The 16,536-nt window shown below is 60.7% G+C and carries 18 protein-coding genes, 1 tRNA gene and 1 pseudogene; 11 read left to right on the top strand and 9 right to left on the bottom strand.

Annotation, left to right across the window (positions count from 1 at the left end; all coding sequences use genetic code 11):
• Positions 1-137: transposase (locus tag AC5XE7_RS09905; protein WP_495917739.1), on the bottom strand; the 137-nt coding region annotated here is incomplete at its 3' end.
• Between the two features lie 135 nt (positions 138-272).
• A complete protein-coding gene (locus AC5XE7_RS09900) occupies positions 273-1,163 on the bottom strand; it encodes a LysR family transcriptional regulator (RefSeq protein ID WP_495365862.1) in 891 nt (296 codons plus the stop codon).
• Between the two features lie 173 nt (positions 1,164-1,336).
• Between AC5XE7_RS09900 and AC5XE7_RS09895 the strand changes: the two genes are divergently transcribed.
• Together AC5XE7_RS09895 and AC5XE7_RS09890 are read left to right on the top strand one after the other, a co-directional pair.
• A complete protein-coding gene (locus AC5XE7_RS09895) occupies positions 1,337-1,927 on the top strand; it encodes a TetR/AcrR family transcriptional regulator (protein WP_495365861.1) in 591 nt (196 codons plus the stop codon).
• A gap of 11 nt (positions 1,928-1,938) precedes the next feature.
• Positions 1,939-2,646: a DUF4336 domain-containing protein gene (locus AC5XE7_RS09890; RefSeq protein WP_495365860.1), complete on the top strand. Its 708-nt coding sequence runs from the start codon at positions 1,939-1,941 to the stop codon at positions 2,644-2,646.
• Between the two features lie 46 nt (positions 2,647-2,692).
• Here AC5XE7_RS09890 and AC5XE7_RS09885 read toward each other — a convergent pair.
• Together AC5XE7_RS09885 and AC5XE7_RS09880 are read right to left on the bottom strand one after the other, a co-directional pair.
• Positions 2,693-2,854, bottom strand: a pseudogene (locus AC5XE7_RS09885) (DUF3363 domain-containing protein); the annotation flags it as partial.
• 9 nt (positions 2,855-2,863) lie between these two features.
• On the bottom strand, positions 2,864-4,165 hold the full coding sequence (locus tag AC5XE7_RS09880; RefSeq protein ID WP_495365859.1) for a hypothetical protein: 1,302 nt from the start codon (positions 4,163-4,165) through the stop codon (positions 2,864-2,866).
• A gap of 1,065 nt (positions 4,166-5,230) precedes the next feature.
• Here AC5XE7_RS09880 and AC5XE7_RS09875 point away from each other — a divergent pair.
• The 4 genes from AC5XE7_RS09875 to AC5XE7_RS09860 all read left to right on the top strand — a co-directional run bounded on the left by AC5XE7_RS09875 (position 5,231) and on the right by AC5XE7_RS09860 (position 7,840).
• Entirely contained in the window at positions 5,231-5,455 is a 225-nt protein-coding gene (locus AC5XE7_RS09875; RefSeq protein WP_495365858.1) for an antitoxin MazE family protein, read from the top strand.
• Entirely contained in the window at positions 5,452-5,811 is a 360-nt protein-coding gene (locus AC5XE7_RS09870) for a type II toxin-antitoxin system PemK/MazF family toxin (RefSeq protein WP_495365857.1), read from the top strand. Before AC5XE7_RS09875 ends, AC5XE7_RS09870 begins: the two co-directional genes overlap by 4 nt.
• 94 nt (positions 5,812-5,905) lie before the next feature.
• On the top strand, positions 5,906-6,160 hold the full coding sequence (locus AC5XE7_RS09865) for a hypothetical protein (RefSeq protein ID WP_495365856.1): 255 nt from the start codon (positions 5,906-5,908) through the stop codon (positions 6,158-6,160).
• Between the two features lie 21 nt (positions 6,161-6,181).
• Positions 6,182-7,840: a recombinase family protein gene (locus tag AC5XE7_RS09860; protein WP_495365855.1), complete on the top strand. Its 1,659-nt coding sequence runs from the start codon at positions 6,182-6,184 to the stop codon at positions 7,838-7,840.
• On the opposite strand, the gene AC5XE7_RS09855 is transcribed toward AC5XE7_RS09860, so the two are convergent.
• Both AC5XE7_RS09855 and AC5XE7_RS09850 read right to left on the bottom strand, forming a co-directional pair.
• A tRNA-Arg gene (locus tag AC5XE7_RS09855) sits at positions 7,811-7,887 on the bottom strand. The two genes, AC5XE7_RS09860 and AC5XE7_RS09855, sit on opposite strands and share 30 nt — an antisense overlap.
• Positions 7,888-8,032: 145 nt before the next feature.
• A complete protein-coding gene (locus AC5XE7_RS09850; RefSeq protein WP_495365854.1) occupies positions 8,033-9,514 on the bottom strand; it encodes an ATP-binding protein in 1,482 nt (493 codons plus the stop codon).
• Between the two features lie 260 nt (positions 9,515-9,774).
• Between AC5XE7_RS09850 and rpmH the strand changes: the two genes are divergently transcribed.
• The 5 genes from rpmH (at position 9,775) to AC5XE7_RS09825 (ending at position 13,133) form a co-directional block, all read left to right on the top strand.
• Positions 9,775-9,909, top strand: a complete 135-nt coding sequence (rpmH, locus tag AC5XE7_RS09845; RefSeq protein WP_035029411.1) for a 50S ribosomal protein L34 — start codon at positions 9,775-9,777, stop codon at positions 9,907-9,909.
• A gap of 14 nt (positions 9,910-9,923) precedes the next feature.
• Positions 9,924-10,277 carry a ribonuclease P protein component gene (gene rnpA / locus AC5XE7_RS09840; protein WP_183827029.1) on the top strand — a complete coding sequence of 118 codons (354 nt, stop codon included), beginning with the start codon at positions 9,924-9,926 and terminating at the stop codon, positions 10,275-10,277.
• Positions 10,278-10,285: 8 nt separating this feature from the next.
• Positions 10,286-12,106 (top strand): membrane protein insertase YidC, encoded by a 1,821-nt coding sequence (yidC, locus tag AC5XE7_RS09835; RefSeq protein WP_495365893.1) that lies wholly within the window; start codon positions 10,286-10,288, stop codon positions 12,104-12,106.
• 164 nt (positions 12,107-12,270) lie between these two features.
• Positions 12,271-12,714 carry a Fur family transcriptional regulator gene (locus AC5XE7_RS09830; protein WP_239800442.1) on the top strand — a complete coding sequence of 148 codons (444 nt, stop codon included), beginning with the start codon at positions 12,271-12,273 and terminating at the stop codon, positions 12,712-12,714.
• 221 nt (positions 12,715-12,935) lie between these two features.
• Positions 12,936-13,133, top strand: coding sequence for a hypothetical protein (locus AC5XE7_RS09825; RefSeq protein WP_183827023.1), 198 nt, complete (start codon positions 12,936-12,938; stop codon positions 13,131-13,133).
• Between the two features lie 549 nt (positions 13,134-13,682).
• Here AC5XE7_RS09825 and AC5XE7_RS09820 read toward each other — a convergent pair.
• The 3 genes from AC5XE7_RS09820 to AC5XE7_RS09810 all read right to left on the bottom strand — a co-directional run bounded on the left by AC5XE7_RS09820 (position 13,683) and on the right by AC5XE7_RS09810 (position 16,530).
• Positions 13,683-14,036, bottom strand: coding sequence for a YbaN family protein (locus AC5XE7_RS09820; RefSeq protein WP_495365892.1), 354 nt, complete (start codon positions 14,034-14,036; stop codon positions 13,683-13,685).
• A 334-nt stretch (positions 14,037-14,370) separates the two neighbouring features.
• Positions 14,371-15,603 carry a phenylacetate--CoA ligase family protein gene (locus AC5XE7_RS09815; protein WP_495365852.1) on the bottom strand — a complete coding sequence of 411 codons (1,233 nt, stop codon included), beginning with the start codon at positions 15,601-15,603 and terminating at the stop codon, positions 14,371-14,373.
• 75 nt (positions 15,604-15,678) lie between these two features.
• On the bottom strand, positions 15,679-16,530 hold the full coding sequence (locus AC5XE7_RS09810; RefSeq protein WP_495365851.1) for an ABC transporter ATP-binding protein: 852 nt from the start codon (positions 16,528-16,530) through the stop codon (positions 15,679-15,681).
• Positions 16,531-16,536: the final 6 nt, after the last annotated feature.

The raw sequence follows: 16,536 nt of genomic DNA, 5'->3' as shown, positions 1-16,536 counted from the left end.
TGCAAGCCGTTGCGGATCACGTAGACGATCCCGCTCACAACCCGCCGGTCATCTACTCTCGGAACCCCGTGCCACAACGGGAAGTACGGCGATATGCGCGCCATCTGGCACTCGCTCAGCAGAAACAAATCACCCATCACGGCCTCCTTCAGCAAAGACCGTGAATCACAGATCAAACCAAATTAATAGGTCCTGAGCCTAGCCGACTGTTATGCTGAACATGCTTGATCGGAATGCGAAGGATTTGGAGATTGAGGCCGGCAGGCTACAAATCATGCGCTCTTGCGTGATCGGCTCATATTGCTTGCGAGGTTGAGCAAGTTTTTCAGGATGGCGCTGCGATTGAATGGCGACCAGACGGCGGTAAAGGCAACCGGCTCCGGCTCATCGGTGAAGGGAAGGAAGATGATGCCGGTCGTCGGCAGCAACGCCGTGGCGGCCCCGACGATGGTGACGCCGAAGCCCTGTCCGACCATGGACAGCAACGTGCCGCGCTCCACGTCGAAGCGTAGGATCGACGGCGCAGGCCAGCGCCCGGCGAGGCGCAGTACGATATGGTTGTGAACCTGTGGGCCGGTGCCGCCATAGCGAACAAGGAAGGTCTCACCGACCAGATCGGCCCAAGTGATTTCCGACTGTCCGGCAAGGCGATGCCCGTCCGGCAGCACGGCAACCAGCGGTTCGGTCCAGATCGGCCGGGTATGGCAGTCGGGCAGTTCGAGCTTCCCGGCGACGAACGCCACGTCCAGCCGGTCGGCGCGAAGCTGCATCACCGCATCGCGGGCCGTGCCCTCGGTGATTTCGACCTCGATGCCGGGATGCTCTGCCCGATACCGCGCGATCAATTGCGTGAGGAAGCTGTGGGGGATCAGCGCGTGGATGCCGATACGCAGGCGGCCATTTTCTCCTGCCGCTGCCATGCCGGCCGTCTTCACCGCATGGTCTAGCTGCTCAACGCCGGCAGCGACGTGCTCCACGAACTGGCGTCCAGCCTCGGTGAGCCGGACGCCCCGAGCATGACGCTCGAACAGAAGGACGCCAAGGTCTTCCTCCAGCGCCTTGACTCGCGCGCTGACGCTGGATTGCGCCACGCCGAGCGCGTTGGCGGCGTGGCGGAAGTTCAGATACTCGGCCACGGCGAGCGTCTGGATCAGTGACGCCATGGGGATACGCCCACCGAGCAACACCGAGGGTTCATTCGGGTTAGCGTTCTTTCGCAGTCGCCTCCGCATTTCTCATGTCCGTCCTGCTGGTGAAGCTGGCACACAAACGACGATCCGTGCGCCACACAGCAATATATCTTTACAAGTGTGTAAATTTACACGATAGTATAGACATGGCAACGCCGAAGCGAACGGAACGATCTCGACAGCTTATACTCGACGCCGCCGACGCGGCGTTTCGGGAGTCGGGGTTTGCGAACACGGCAGTAGAAGAAATCGCCACGCGCGCGGGACTGACCCGCAAGACCGTCTACAACCTGTTCAGCTCAAAAGAGGAAATCGCGCTGCAACTCATTGCCCGCGTGGAAGCCGGGGATGAGAATTATCGCGCACGTATAGATGCAAACGAGGATGTCATCCCGCTGTTGGAGAGGGTCCTTCTGGACAGCGCAGGCTGGTGCCTAGCCAACCCCTCCCTCGCGCGGCTTGCTCTCGCGCCCGCCGAGCGGCCATCTCTCGAACCGCCTACCGGCCGCCCTACCTTTCAGCGGCTTGTCCGCGACATTCTCATCCTTGGCCAGCGGCAGGGTGTCATACGCAAGGACGACGATCCCAATTTCATGTCGCTCGTTCTGCTCGGCATCTACGCGCAAGCAATGCTCACGGCCCTTTCTGGGAGACCGTTCGGCGAGAATGATATCAAACGCCTCATCCGTATCGTTATTGAAGGCATCGGCGAGCAGCCCCGGCCTTCGGCAACCTAGAAAGTTCTCCGATGGCAGGGTCGATCATGCTGAAAAAGTTTGGACATGAGATATGGACGGCCGATGGCTCCGAAGTCGTCGCCGCGCTCGGATTTCACTACCCAACTCGCATGGCCGTCATAAGGTTGTCTGGTGAAGACCTTTTCATATGGTCTCCAATCGCATTGACCGACAGTCTTCGAGCCGACGTTGACGCTATCGGAAAGGTCCGCTTTCTGATCGCACCTAACTCGCTGCATCATCTGTTCATTGCGGACTGGAAGCACGCATATCCAGATGCGCGGGTCTACGCTGCTCCCGGCCTGCGAGAGAAGCGCAAAGACTTAGCTTTTGATGGCGATCTAGACGGCACACCGACTCCATCTTGGTCCGAAGAAGTCGACCACGTTCTAGTGGCGGGGAACGCGATAACAAATGAGGTGGTATTTTTTCACCGGAACAGCGGCACCGTAATCTTCACCGATCTTATTCAGCAAATGCCTGCCGGTTGGTTTTCTGGCTGGCGTGCCGTAGTAGCGAAACTCGACCTTATGGTAGGCTCGGAACCATCGGTTCCTCGCAAGTTTCGTGTGGCCTTTACCAATCGCTCGCTCGCGCGCGAGGCACTGAAACGGGTCTTGGCATGGCCGGCCGAGAAAGTGCTGATGGCACACGGAACGCCTGTCGAAAAGAACGGCCAAGCATTCTTGCGGCGCGCGTTCCGATGGCTGGTAAAGTGAAACGCTCCTGCCAGTCCTCGTGGTCGCGTTGAAGCGGATGCGCGGGTTAGATTCCAAGTCCTCTCGCCTTAGCGATCTGCCACGACACCGATCCGCCCTGCACGACGCCCATGACCTCGCGGCCGAGTTGGTGGTCGATGACCGGCCGCCACGGGACTAACGTAAACTCATGGGACTGCTCGACCACGGCGAACTTGCCGCTGGATAGCTCTCGCCGTTAACTCTCTTTCTCGGCGGATTCGATGATGCGCTCGTGCATCAAGTCAAAGATGCAGCCTTGGGCTACTACCCAATATCCATCATCTGTCGGCATCGCAAAGTCGCCCTCGGCGGTGTAACGCCAAGCGCGAATCCTAAACTTTCCCCCGACATCACCGGATAATGTCCTTCCCTGCATGGACACAACAGCGGAGGCAGCCATCAGGGAGCTTTGGGTGAAGCTGTGCAGTTCAAAGGAAGTAAGAGCAACTTGATCGGCATCTCGCCGCATATCGCCTGCAACTTTATTAATGGGCTCACCGGCGCTTCTAACAGCCAGTTTCGCCATAGTGCCGAAGTTCCTTTTCTGCCACGCGGACAAGAACGTCATAATCGCGGCTTCAGGCGAACTGGGATTAAGGTCCTCTGGAAATGGCGCGGTTATCTCTCTTGTTACGAAGGCTTCCAAAGCTTCTCTGTCAGCTTGGTGTTTGCGGGACCTTTCCGCAAACTCGCGAAAACTAAAATTTTCTTTTCTCTCGCGTTCCTTCTTTCTAAACGCCTCAGAATCTTTGTCTGTAGCCCAATCAACGAGTGCAATCATCAGCATCCATGCCTTCATGCAGACAAGCTTATTGGAATATCCAAGTGACCGACCATGAAGAATGCCGTGCCTTAAGGGTAGGCTGAGATTGTCATCCGAGGACTTTCGTACGCCTTTCGTGAGCAACTTTATTAGGGACGGCAAGGACGTGGGATGTCCAGCGATAGAATCGAATACTGAAAGGTCTGCCTCTTTTTCAAATGGACTGGTTCCAAGAATATCAGACGCGAATCCATCGCAGGCGATCAAAATCAAAGGCACCGCCGAGACATAACGCTCTTCTAAAGTCAGGCTGAGCGCTTCATTTAGTTGATGCCACCTTCCGATGGTCGCGTCGAAACGCTTTGCGCGGGTAATTGCGAATAGACGGATGGTCTCTTCCGTGAACCATTCCTGTATCGCTTGATTTGCTTTTTCCGGTTCACCCGCATCATGCAATTCTAGAGCGCTGCGCATCATGTCGAGGGACATCGAGCTTGTCGCGACCCAGCCCTCATTGGCGAAAGCCGCGTTAAAGCGGTCTGGAAGATCAAGCACTTCGGCTTGTGAGAGAACATCCGAGGCCATCCTGCCAAGGTCTCTTAATTTTTCCGATTTGATGCCAATTGCATCCGCTGCGCCAGAGAGAGCGGACATCACCTTTACCAGCGGCAGAACCTTTTTCAGTTCCTGCGTGGTAGGATTATCGACAATGCGCTTCGGGGTTTCCTCGACCATTCCATACCTTGTGCGAGTGACAAATAGCGGCGAATCAGTTTCAAGCTGCGTGGCTCAACTACATTAGCTATACATCCTGACAGCGACCGCGTGGCTCTGCCAGAGCAACTCCACGGTCGAACGGCTGCGGCTTAAAGGATTGGACCGCAGTAGCGCGTATCGCGCTGCATCGAGATCTAGCGATGGACGCGGGGCTGGTGGGAAAGTCACCTTTCGCACGCTCGATGGATGACGAGAACAGGTCGCCGGCGGATACTGGGCAGGCCGCTGAGGAAGAACGTGCCCGCCTGCACTGACCAGCGGACCTGCAATCTGGCGGCGGCAATGCCGCACCATGAGCGTAGCGCGACGGCGCGTTGACGGCGCTTTCGCCGTCACGATCCAAACAATCCGCTGGCATGTTTGCCGCAAGTCGTGGCGCGTACTGCCTACATTTTTATCAAGGCGTTTCCTGCGTTCCCATGCAGATCGGCGGTCGCGGTTATGTGCCTTCGGCAGCGGATTTCTTTGCGGTGCCAATGCAGGAAATCGGCGCGTTCAGCGCAAAATCGGAAACTGCGGATTTTGGGCGAGAAGGGCGGGATTTTACGAGGGCAAGATAAAAGAAGACGGCACCATGTCGGGCCGCTTCTGAAAATTATTGTTGTCTGCACACTGCTTAGGTGGTGCGTGAGTGGCACCCCATTTTTGACCCCCTTGGTGCCGTGGTTTCGTGCAAAGCCTTGGCTTTACTGGATTTTGACCGGCACCAAAGGCGCAAATCGTCCAGTTTTCGGCATTTCGGCACGGGAGAGCGCCCAAGTGCATCGGAGCACATGACGGCGTGATGGTCTTGCTGCCGGAAGCATGAAACCGGATCGCCGTCAGGCCCTCAAGGCCAAGCCGCTGCGCGGGGACGCTACACGTCCGCCTTGACCGCCTGCCGTCGCCCCGGTCTAGGCTTGGGAAGCAGACAAGTACGGATTGGGGGCGCTGTCGCGCTCCCATGCCGAAACGAACAAAAGGGGTGGTCATAGCTAATGGACTATGATAGGTTACATGTAACCATAGACATGGAGGCCGATCATGGTCACAGCATCCAATTCCAAGCCGGTGCGGGTAAAGGTGCGCGAGCACCGTGACCGGCTGCGCGCGCAGGGACTGCGGCCTATCCAGATTTGGGTGCCGGACGTGCGTGCAGCCTCTTTCCGGGAACAGGCGCATCGCCAGTCGCAGGCGGTCGCCGGGAGCGATCATGCGCGCGAGGATCAAGAGTTCATCGACGCAATTTCCGATTGGGACGATGAATGAGGCGTGGCGAAGTCTGGACAGTCTCGGGCGGCAAGGACTACGCGGGCAAACCGCGCCCCGCCGTGATCGTGCAGGACGATAACTTCGACGCCACCGACTCAATTACGATCTGCGCCTTTACCACCGATCCGATCGATGCGCCGCTGTTCCGCCTCGTTGTGGAACCGAACGAGCGCAACGGCCTGCGCTCCCGCTGCCGCCTGATGGTGGACAAGATCACCACTGTTCCCAAGGCGAAGATGGGCGCGCGTGTCGGGCGTCTCGATGACGAGGACATGGTGAGGCTCAACCAGGCTATGACCGTGTTCCTCGGCATGGCTGCCTCTCCCCGAACCGGAAGGAGGAAAGAGACATGAGCGTTATAGCGTCGGTCGGAGGGGACGGTGAAAGACGGCAATCGGCGGCGAACGGGTCGTTCTGGATATGGAAGGGCCGAGCGATGATGTGGGTATGTCTAGGACACACACCCATCGCAGCCTTGACCGTCGCAGACGCATTGAAACCGACGCACTTCCCGACGATCTTTACGACTACGCCAAGCCGCAAACGCCGTCGCGCGTCGGACGGTCGGTTAAGCATGACCTTGCCGACTGGACCGTCACCGACGACTGGCCGGAGGACGTTCCCGTCACAGAGGCCGAGGTGGATGTGTTCGAGCGATGGTTCGGCGATCTTTTCGATGAGTTTTTCGGGCCATGCCGATGATGTGAGAAGGAGGCTTTTGCCATGACCGCCTCCCAACTCTCGAACGGGGTGCGGGCCGCCCTCTATCTGCGCGTTTCAACCGCCCGGCAGGCCGAGCACGATATTTCCATTCCCGACCAGAAGCGGCAGGGCGAAGCCTATTGCGAACAACGCGGCTACCAGCTCGTTGAGACATATGTTGAGCCGGGTGCGACCGCCACCAACGACAAGCGCCCCGAGTTCCAGCGCATGATCGAGGCCGGCACGTCAAAGCCCGCGCCGTTCGATATTGTCGTGGTCCACTCGTTCAGCCGTTTCTTCCGCGATCACTTCGAGATGGAGTTCTACGTCAGGAAACTGGCGAAGAACGGCGTCAAGCTCGTGTCCATCACGCAGGAGATGGGGGATGACCCCATGCACCAGATGATGCGGCAGATCATGGCGCTGTTCGACGAGTATCAGTCCAAGGAGAACGCCAAGCACGTTCTGCGCGCCATGAACGAGAATGCCCGACAGGGCTTCTGGAACGGCGCACGGCCGCCCATCGGCTATCGCATCGTCGCGGCCGAGCAACGGGGATCGAAGACCAAGAAGAAGCTGGAGATCGACCCGCTGCACGCCGACACCGTGCGGCTGATCTATCGCCTGTTCCTTGAAGGCGACGGCACGTCCGGAGCGATGGGTGTCAAGGCCATCGCCACCTATCTCAACGAGCGCCGCTTCTTCACCCGCGACGGCGGGCGTTGGGGACTGGCGCAAATCCACGCCATCCTGACCCGGACCACTTACATTGGCGAGCATAGGTTCAACACGCGCTCGCACAAGGACCGGGAGAAGAAGCCGGAGAGCGAAGTCGCCATCATGTCGGTGCCGCCCCTGATCGAACGCGAGATTTACGATGCGGTGCAAGCCCGCCTGAAATCCCGCAATCCCATGGTGACGCCCGCGCGTGTCTCCAGCGGCCCGACGCTGCTAACCGGCATCTGCTTCTGCGCCAAATGCGGGGGCGCGATGACGCTTCGCACCGGCCAAGGCAGCACAGGCGCGACATACCGTTATTACACCTGCTCGACCAAGGCGCGGCAGGGCAAGACCGGTTGCAAGGGCCGCACGATCCCGATGGACAAGCTGGACCATCTGGTCGCCGATCATATCCGGGATCGCCTGCTCCAGCCCAAGCGACTGAAAACTGTCCTCGCCAGCGTCATCGACCGGCGGCAGGAGCGCGCCCAGCGCCGTCGCGAGCATCTGGCCGAGCTTCACAGGCGAATCACGGAAGCCGACCAGCGGCTCGGCCGTCTCTTTGACGCCATCGAAGCGGGCATGGTGGACAAGGACGACGCCATGGCGAAAGAGCGTATGGTGAGCCTCAAGGCGTTGCGGGATCAGGCCGCCGCCGACGCCGAGCGCACGCAGCTCGCACTCGACAGTTCAGGCAATCAGGGCGTCAGCCCCGACATGCTCAAGGGGTTCGCCCGCAAGGCTCGTGAGCGGATACGGCTCGACGGTGGAGGCTACCGCCGCGACCACCTGCGCGCTCTCGCGCAGCGCGTCGAGGTCGCCGACGACGAGGTTCGCATCATGGGATCGAAGTCGGAATTACTGCGAACGCTGGTTGCCGCTTCAAGTGGAAAATCGGCGGCGTTCGGCGTTCAGAGTTCTGTTCTGAAATGGCGCGCCCGAAAGGATTCGAACCTCTGACCCCCAGATTCGTAGTCTGGTGCTCTATCCAGCTGAGCTACGGGCGCGCATCAGGTCGCCTGGGCAACCTAGCGACTGGCTTTAAGAACCTGCCGCGAACGTGCCGCTTCACTAGCGGCTGATTCCGGGAATTGCAAGCCGGCATTTCAAAGTTTCTTCACATCGCCCACAGGACCGGAAGTTCACCGCGTTTCAGCCGCGCTTGCGTGCACCTTCGGCTGTGCGACTGAAGGGCAGTGGGCGATCGGTGATGGTTATGGCAAAGGTGGTGTGGCCGCTTTCGCTGGCGACCAGCTCCAGAACACCGCCATGGGCACGTACCAGCTCATGCGCGATCGCAAGGCCGAGCCCGGTGCCGCCCTGCCGCGCCCCGCCCCGGAAAGCAGAGAACAGATTTTCCCGCGCCCTGGGCGGCAGGCCGGGACCGGTGTCACTCACCATGATGCGGCAGACGCCGCCCTGCCGCTCGGCCGACACAGTCAGCCGCTGCACATTGATGCGTTCGGCCTCGGCGATCATGGCCTGAACCGCGTTGCGGACAAGATTTGTCAGCACGCGGAAAAGCTGGTCCGGATCCGCATCGATCTCGAAGCCGGACGGCACGGCGTTGACGAAATCCACGCCGCTATCGGCGCCCGCGATGTCACGCAGATCCTCCACCAGCGGATGCAGGTTGACCAGCCGGCGCGCCGGCAGCGGCTCCTGGGTGCGGCCATAGGCAAGCACGCCTTCCGAATAGGACACCGCGCGGTCCAGCGCCCGCAACAGCCGCGGCGTGAAGGACTGCACCGTCGGGTCCTTCGACATGCTCAGACGGTCGGAGATGAGCTGGGCGGAGGCCAGCATGTTGCGCATGTCGTGATTGATCTTGGAAACGGCAAGGCCGAGATCGGCCAGATGGCGGCGCTCGGCCAGCATCTTCTGCAGTCTTTCCTGCATGTGGGACAGCTCGCGTTCGGCAAAGCCGATCTCGTCGGCACGCGCGGCCGGAGTGATGACGCGCGCCGGGTCATCGGGTGCTGCCGAGAAATCCAGCATGGACTGCGCGAGCCTGCGCATCGGGCGCACCATGATGCGGTCCATGGCTGCATAGACGAGCATCGCCGCAAACACCGAGATCAGCAGCGACAGCAGGGCAACGTTGCGCGCATAGGTGAGCATGGCCGCGCGCAGGGCGTTGTCCGGCATGATCAGCTCGAATTCGCGGGCATCGTCGCCGGCCGGCCCATAGACGCGCAGCATGCGGTCGCCGCCGTTCAGCAACGTGTCCAGCGCTCCGGCGATTTCTCCGAACATGCCCACATTCGCCATGTCGATATGGGTGTCGACCTCCGGCGGCATGTCGGCCACCACCAGAAGGCGCGATACGCCGCCATCGCTGACAGCGATGGCCCGGGCCCCGATGGCCGTCAGCACGTCATCCTGTGCCTCGCGGGACAAATCGGCCGGATCGCCCTGCACGAGCACGATGGAAACCGCCGCAGCCGTCGCCAGCCGGTCCCGCAGCCAGCTGACGCGATAGCTGGCGACGGAAGGGAGAAAGATGAGGGTTTCCGCCAGCAGCACGAAAACGACCGTCAGCAGCAGCAGCTTGGTGGAAAGCCCGCGCGCGAGCGGAACCGCATGCCGTGCCGGCATCGGTTCGTCCTGCCCGCTTTGCAGGTTCTCAGTCATCCGTCTCCACATTCAGGGGCTGTGCGGCCACCTTTTCATGATAGCGGAACCCGGCAGTCTTGTCTGTGCTCCGGCATGGCCGGAAAGAGTGACGCGCCGGAAAGTCCTGCTGATTGACTCGATGGCCCCCAATCCATATAAGCCGCTCACGCTCGGGCCTGCACTCCCGGCGCAACCTTGGTTGTGCGTGCAGGCCGGGCATAGCTCCTGTCTTAACCATGACAGAATCAAGAAGGGCCGCACACCGCGGTATTAAATAAATGAAGCGTACCTACCAACCCTCCAAGCTCGTTCGCAAGCGCCGCCACGGCTTCCGTGCCCGTATGGCCACCAATGGTGGTCGTGCTGTCATCGCTGCCCGCCGCAATCGTGGTCGCAAGCGGCTGAGCGCCTGACGGAAGCGAGTTCGTTGCCCGGCGACTGTAAGCCTTCGGGACCGCAGCCCGGGCGGCTTCTCAAGCGTGCGGAATTTCTGGCCGTGCGGCGTGGTGAAAAGCGCCGTGGACGGTTTTTTCTCGTTGAGGTTCTCGATCGGGGCGACACTGCTGCGCCACGCGTCGGCTATACCGTTACGAAGAAAGTCGGCAATGCCGTCATACGCAATCGCGTCAGACGGCGGCTGAAAGAAGCCGTGCGCACCCATGCCGCACATGACATGACGTGCGGCAATGATTATGTGATCGTCGGCCGCCTGGATGCGCTCGGCGCGCCATTCGACCAACTCAAGGCCGAACTTTCCCGGCGGATCCGCGGATCACGATAGGGTTCATGATGGAACACAATCGCAATTTCTTCATCACCATTGCGCTGTCGGTGCTGATTCTGGTGCTCTGGCAGGTCTTCTATATGAACCCGCGCATCGAGCAGCAGCGCGAGGCGGCTCAGATCGAGCAGGCCCGGCAGGAGCAGGCCCAACAGAGCGCCGATGTGCCCACGCCCGGCCAGACCTCTGGTCAGGCTTCCCCCGGACAAGGAGCCATTCCCGGCGCTGGCGGCACCGAGGGGCTGACGGCACCCGCCGGACGCGAGCAGGCGCTGGCCGGCACCCCGCGCGTCAGGATCGAGACGCCCAGCGTGGAAGGTTCGATCAATCTGACCGGCGGACGCCTCGACGATCTCAAGCTCAAGGATTACCGCGAGACGGTCGACAGGAATTCGCCCGAGATCGAGTTGCTCAATCCCGCGGCGCTGCCCAATGGCTACTATGCCGAGCTTGGCTTCGTCGGCAATGAGGCAACCGGCTCTGTGCCGGGGCCGGAGACCGTGTGGACGGCACCGGAAGGTGCCTCGCTGACACCGGCCACGCCCGTCACCCTCACCTACACGAACGAAAAGGGCCTTGTCTTCAAGCGCACCTATTCGATCGACGCCCACTACATGTTCACGGTGTCGGACACCGTGGAAAACAGCGGCGCCAGCGACATCACCCTGTTCAGCTACGGACGCGTGACCCGCTTCGACAAGCCGACCACCGCCTCGATCTACGTTCTGCATGAAGGCCTGATCGGCGTGACCGGCACCGAAGGGCTGCAGGAGCACAAATATTCCGCCGTCGAGGACGACAAGCAGTACACGCCCGGCAAGTCCAGCGACGGCTGGCTTGGCATCACCGACAAGTACTGGGCGGTTACGCTGGTTCCGACTGCAAAGCAGCCGTTCCAGCCGCGCTTCGCCTATTTCGAGGACGGCCGGCCGCGCTATCAGGCGGATTTCCTCAGCGACGCTATACCGGTTGCAGCGGGTCAGTCGGCCACGGTCGAATCGCTGATCTTCGCCGGCGCCAAGGAAGTCGAGACCATCAATGCCTATGAGGAAGAGCGCAGCATCCGCCGCTTCGACCTGCTCATCGACTGGGGCTGGTTCCACTTCATCACCAAGCCGATGTTCTGGCTGATCGACACGCTCTACAAGATGCTCGGCAATTTCGGTCTGGCGATCCTCGCCACCACCGTCGTCGTCAAGCTCATCTTCTTCCCGCTGGCCAACAAGTCCTACGCTTCGATGGCCAACATGAAGAAGGTGCAGCCGAAGATGACGGAAATCCGCGAAAAATACGCGGATGACAGGATGAAGCAGCAGCAGGCGATGATGGAGCTCTACAAGACGGAGAAGATCAATCCGATCGCCGGCTGCTGGCCGGTACTGATCCAGATTCCGGTGTTCTTCGCGCTCTACAAGGTGCTCTATATCACGATCGAAATGCGCCACGCGCCGTTCTTCGGCTGGATTCACGATCTGGCGGCACCCGATCCGACCTCGCTGTTCAACCTGTTCGGCCTGCTGCCCTATACGGTTCCCGCCATGCTGCATATCGGCATCTGGCCGCTGCTGATGGGCGTGACCATGTTCCTGCAGATGCGCATGAACCCGGCCCCGCCGGACCCGACGCAGGCCATGATCTTCAACTGGATGCCCGTCATCTTCACCTTCATGATGGCAGGTTTCCCCGCAGGTCTGGTCATCTACTGGGCATGGAACAACCTGCTCTCGATCCTCCAGCAGGCGCTGATCATGAAGCGTCAGGGCGTGAAGATCGAATTGTGGGACAATCTGGCAGCGCTGTTCCGGAAGAAGCCGAAACCGGCGGAGTAGACCAGTCTGGCAAGATGATATCTGGGCCCCGTTTTCGGGGCCCTTTCTTTTTGCGCGGTGCCAGTGCGCCTTGCCGTCACTGGAAAGGTCGTCCTATACGGGGTAGGTCTATCCTGAGTGCCGCAGAAGCCTTTTACGGTCCGGATGCATCGCAAAGAGCAGATATGAGATTCAGCAAGGACATCGCCGACCTTTGCAAGGAGCATGGTCTTCGACTGACGGGACCGCGCAAGGTCATCATGCAGGTTCTGGCCGAATCGACGGATCATCCGGATGCAGTGGAACTGCATCGTCGCGTCAGCGAGATCAGTCCCGGCGTCGCGATCGCCACTGTCTATCGCACGCTGTCCCTGCTGGAAGAAAAGGGCGTTCTGGAGAAGCATACTTTCGGCGACGGCCGGGCGCGCTTCGAAACAGCCGATCAGGACCATCATGACCACCTGATCAACGTCGAGACTGGTGACGTGATCGAGTTCCGCTCCGATGAGATTGAAAGGCTGCAGGATGAGATCGCCCGGCAGCACGGTTTCGACATAGTCAGTCACAGGCTGGAAATCTATGTGCGCCCTTCAAAGAAGGCGCGCAAGGGAACCGGCAAGGCTCCCTGAGCGGCCTGAGGCCCTTCTCACCATCATGTTTGCTTCAGTCGCCGGGCACGAAATGTGTCCGCCGGCGAGACGGCACCGTTCGGGCATGGGATCGTCTTTCTTGTCGCACCCCTGAAAACGACGCTTGCGCTTATCCCGATTTCTAGTTTAGAATAATTCTAAATTCGGATACCAAAGCTCAACTTTAAATCCGACTGAAATACCGAAAGAAGGAGATACCCATGGCCCAGTCCGTTTCGTGCAATAGCTGCGCTTATTACGAAGACCACATCGCCAACAGCACCAAGGTTGCCGAGAATGCCGGCCTGTGCCGCTTCAACCCGCCGGTGACGCAGCCCGAGCCGAACGCACGCGGCCTGTGGCCGGTGGTTACGGCCAGCGACTGGTGCGGCCATTTCTCCACCGAGACCCGCAACTGATTTCGGCGGGCTTCGTAAGCTTTCCACTCAAACGGCGCTTCGGCGCCGTTTTTGTTTTTTTGGAGAACGCATAAAAAAAGGCCGGACCTAAAGGCCCGGCCAAGCATGGAAAGTTAAAACCTTCCAGAGGGGAACGTGCCGGGCGCAATGGGAGGAGAACACCCGACACACCGCCCAGATAGGACTAGCCGGTTCCCGGTTCAAGTGTTTGTCTACGCTTTTTATATAATAAATTGCCGCACCTGTGGAATTTCTCGTTCCGCCACGTGAAATTCATGCTGGCGTACGGTTGTGTGGCGCGGGTCCGATCACCTTCCGCAAGGGAATACGGAAGTCCGGATGCATCGCATTGTTGCGGAACGAGAGACGCCCGGCCAGACCGGAAAGGACGAAAAGCCCCGGGTCGCGCACGCCCTGCCGGAGATTGCATCAGGCAACGAGCGCGCTGGAGCCTTGTCCTGCACGTGAAGATGAAAAGATCGGGCGCGCCGTCAAAGCAGATATGGTGCTGAAGATGGCGCCGGAGAAAATCGGCTTGTCAAAGCGGCTTCAGGATGGCCGGGAAAACACATAGGCAACACCGAACAGCATCAGCGATGCCACCGCTACCATGAGAAGCGGGCCGGGATTGCTCCCCAGCCAGAACAGAAGGAAGCCTAGGCTGCTGCCGGCGAGCGACATGAACTTTGCTTTGCGCGGTATGGCGCGGCGCACCCGCCACTCGCGAAGCGTGGGTCCGAAGCGCGGATGATCGAGAAGCCAGAGCTCCAGCCGCCGCGATGATTTGGCAAAACAGGCCGCAGCCAGAATGAGGAACGGCGTGGTCGGCAGCACCGGCAGGAACGCTCCGACAAAGCCCAGCGCCACAAAGAGAAGCCCGAGGGCGAGGAACAGGCCGCGCATCGGTGCCGAAACCGCTGTTGGTTCGCTGCGCTGTGTCTCGTCCGGCAAACTCATGTCGCGCTCATCTCCGGCAGGGGAATGCGCTTTGTCGGCCTGGGTTGCAACGGGCGATGTCATTGGTTGCGTCCTGCGGTCTTCCCTGCACCACGTTCCCGCCATGTCGTGAAGGCAACATGGCGGCAGTCGATGCTTTTCGGGCCGAACATCGGTCAGGAACGTTTCGCAATCAAGTGGACAAATCAGCTCAAGATTGAACCGACACCGGATCACCTGACATGTCGTCTGCGGGCGACACCGCCTATCGTTCCGACCGCAACCCCGGAAGCTGGAAGTTTTAGCCGGCGGGGCGCTCGTCGGCGATGACCTTGCCGTCATTCGGCAGGCTGTCGGGAGGCACGATTTCCACCCTGCCCTTCATCTTGGTCGATGCCTGCAAGGCCTGTTCGAGAATTGCCGGCAATTCCGTGGCCGCCTCCCCGGCTTCTGCCTTCAGCACCATGTGGTCCTGCTCCGCCTCGCGCGTCACCACCAGCCGCAGCCGCCCGAGTTCAGGATATTTTTTCGCGATCGCGGCGATCTGGGCCGGATCGACGAACATGCCCTTGACCTTAGTGCGCTGGTCGGCGCGTCCCATCCAGCCGGCCAGCCGCTGGTTGGTGCGGCCGCACGGGCTCACGCCCGGCACGATGCGGGAAAGGTCCCCAGTGCCGAAGCGCAGAAGCGGATATTCGGCGCTGAGCCGCGTCACCACAACCTCGCCCACCTCGCCCTCGGCCACCGCCTCGTCGGTGCCGGGGCGCACGATCTCCACGATCAGCCCTTCATTGACGACAAGGCCCGAGCGGGCGGACGTCTCATAGGCGATGACGCCAAGCTCGGCGCTGGCATAGGCCTGATAGGCATCGACGCCGCGCCCCGCCACCTCCTGTTGCAGCGACGGCGGAAAGGCTGCCCCCGAAACCAGAGCGCGCTTTATCGGGTTTTCGATGCCGGCTTCGGCGATCCGGTCGAGCAGGATCTTGAGGAAGTCGGGCGTGCCGACATAGCCGGACGGCCGCAAGGCGGCGATCGCCTCGATCTGCTGATCGGTGTTGCCGACACCGGCTGGAATGACCGCGCAGCCCAGCGCATGGGCACCCGATTCCATGATGTAGCCGCCGGGCGTGAGGTGATAGCTGAACGCGTTGTGGACGATGTCCTCGCTGCGGATGCCGCCGGCGAACAGGGCGCGCGCCGAGCCCCACCAGTCCTTGCCGTGGCCTTCGGGATCGAAGATCGGGCCCGGCGAGACCAGCAGCCGCTTCAGCCTGCCGGCGGAAACGGACGTGAGCCCGGCAAAGGGCGGAGCCTTGGCCTGCAGGGCCACCAGATCGCCCTTGCGGATCACCGGCACGCTCTGCAGCGCTTTGCGGTCGGCAATCGCGTCGATGGATATGCCATCCAGTTGCTGCCGCAGGGCGGGCGTTGTCTCGACCACGCCGGCAAGCAGGGTACGCAGCGCCCCGAACAGGGCTTTTTCACGAACTTCCGGAGCCCGGGTTTCCTCGGCATCGAAATGTGCAGGCATGGGGGACATCGCCTTTCTGACGGCTTCTCTGACAGGGCCTGTGGGATGGGGCCCTGTGCGACTGGTATCGGCTGCTCAGCTCAGCCAGCGCTTGCGGCGCTTGTAGCTCTTGACGTCGCGGAACGACTTGCGCCCCTCGCCGCCAATGCCGAGGTAGAATTCCTTGACGTCTTCATTGTCGCGCAACGCATCGGCAGCACCGTCCATGACGATTCGTCCGGTTTCCAGGATGTAGCCGTAGGTGGCGTATTTCAGCGCCATGTTGGTGTTCTGCTCGGCCACCAGGAACGACACGCCCTGCTTTGTGTTGAGGTCCTTCACGATCTCGAAGATTTCGTCGACAACCTGCGGGGCAAGACCCATGGACGGCTCGTCGAGCAGGATCATCTTCGGCCGGCTCATCATGGCGCGGCCGATGGCGCACATCTGCTGCTCGCCGCCGGAGGTGTAGCCGGCCATCGAATTGCGCCGCTGCTTCAGGCGCGGGAAATAGTTGTAGATCATCTCAAGATCGTCGCGCACTGCTACCCGGCCGTCGCGGCGGGTGAAAGCTCCGGTCAGCAGGTTTTCCTCGATGCTGAGATGGCCGAAGCAGTGGCGGCCCTCCATCACCTGAATGCAGCCGCGCCGCACCAGCTCGTTGGGGCTGAGCTTGTCGATGCGCTCGCCGTCGAATTCGATCGAGCCCTTCGTCACCTCCCCACGCTCGGAATGGAGCAGGTTGGAGATGGCCTTGAGCGTCGTCGTCTTGCCGGCGCCGTTGGCGCCCAGAATGGCGACGATTCCGCCTTTCGGCACGGTCAGCGACACGCCTTTCAGCACGAGAATGACGTGATCGTAGATGACCTCGATATTGTTGACCGACAGGATCGGCGGCGCCGGGTCCGGTTGACGGGAAACAGTATCGGCAGTGGCAGGTTCAGACATGGGTCA

The organism is Aquamicrobium sp. YD-1-mutant5, from assembly GCF_059509755.1.
This window is presented reverse-complemented; position numbering and strand designations above follow the sequence as displayed.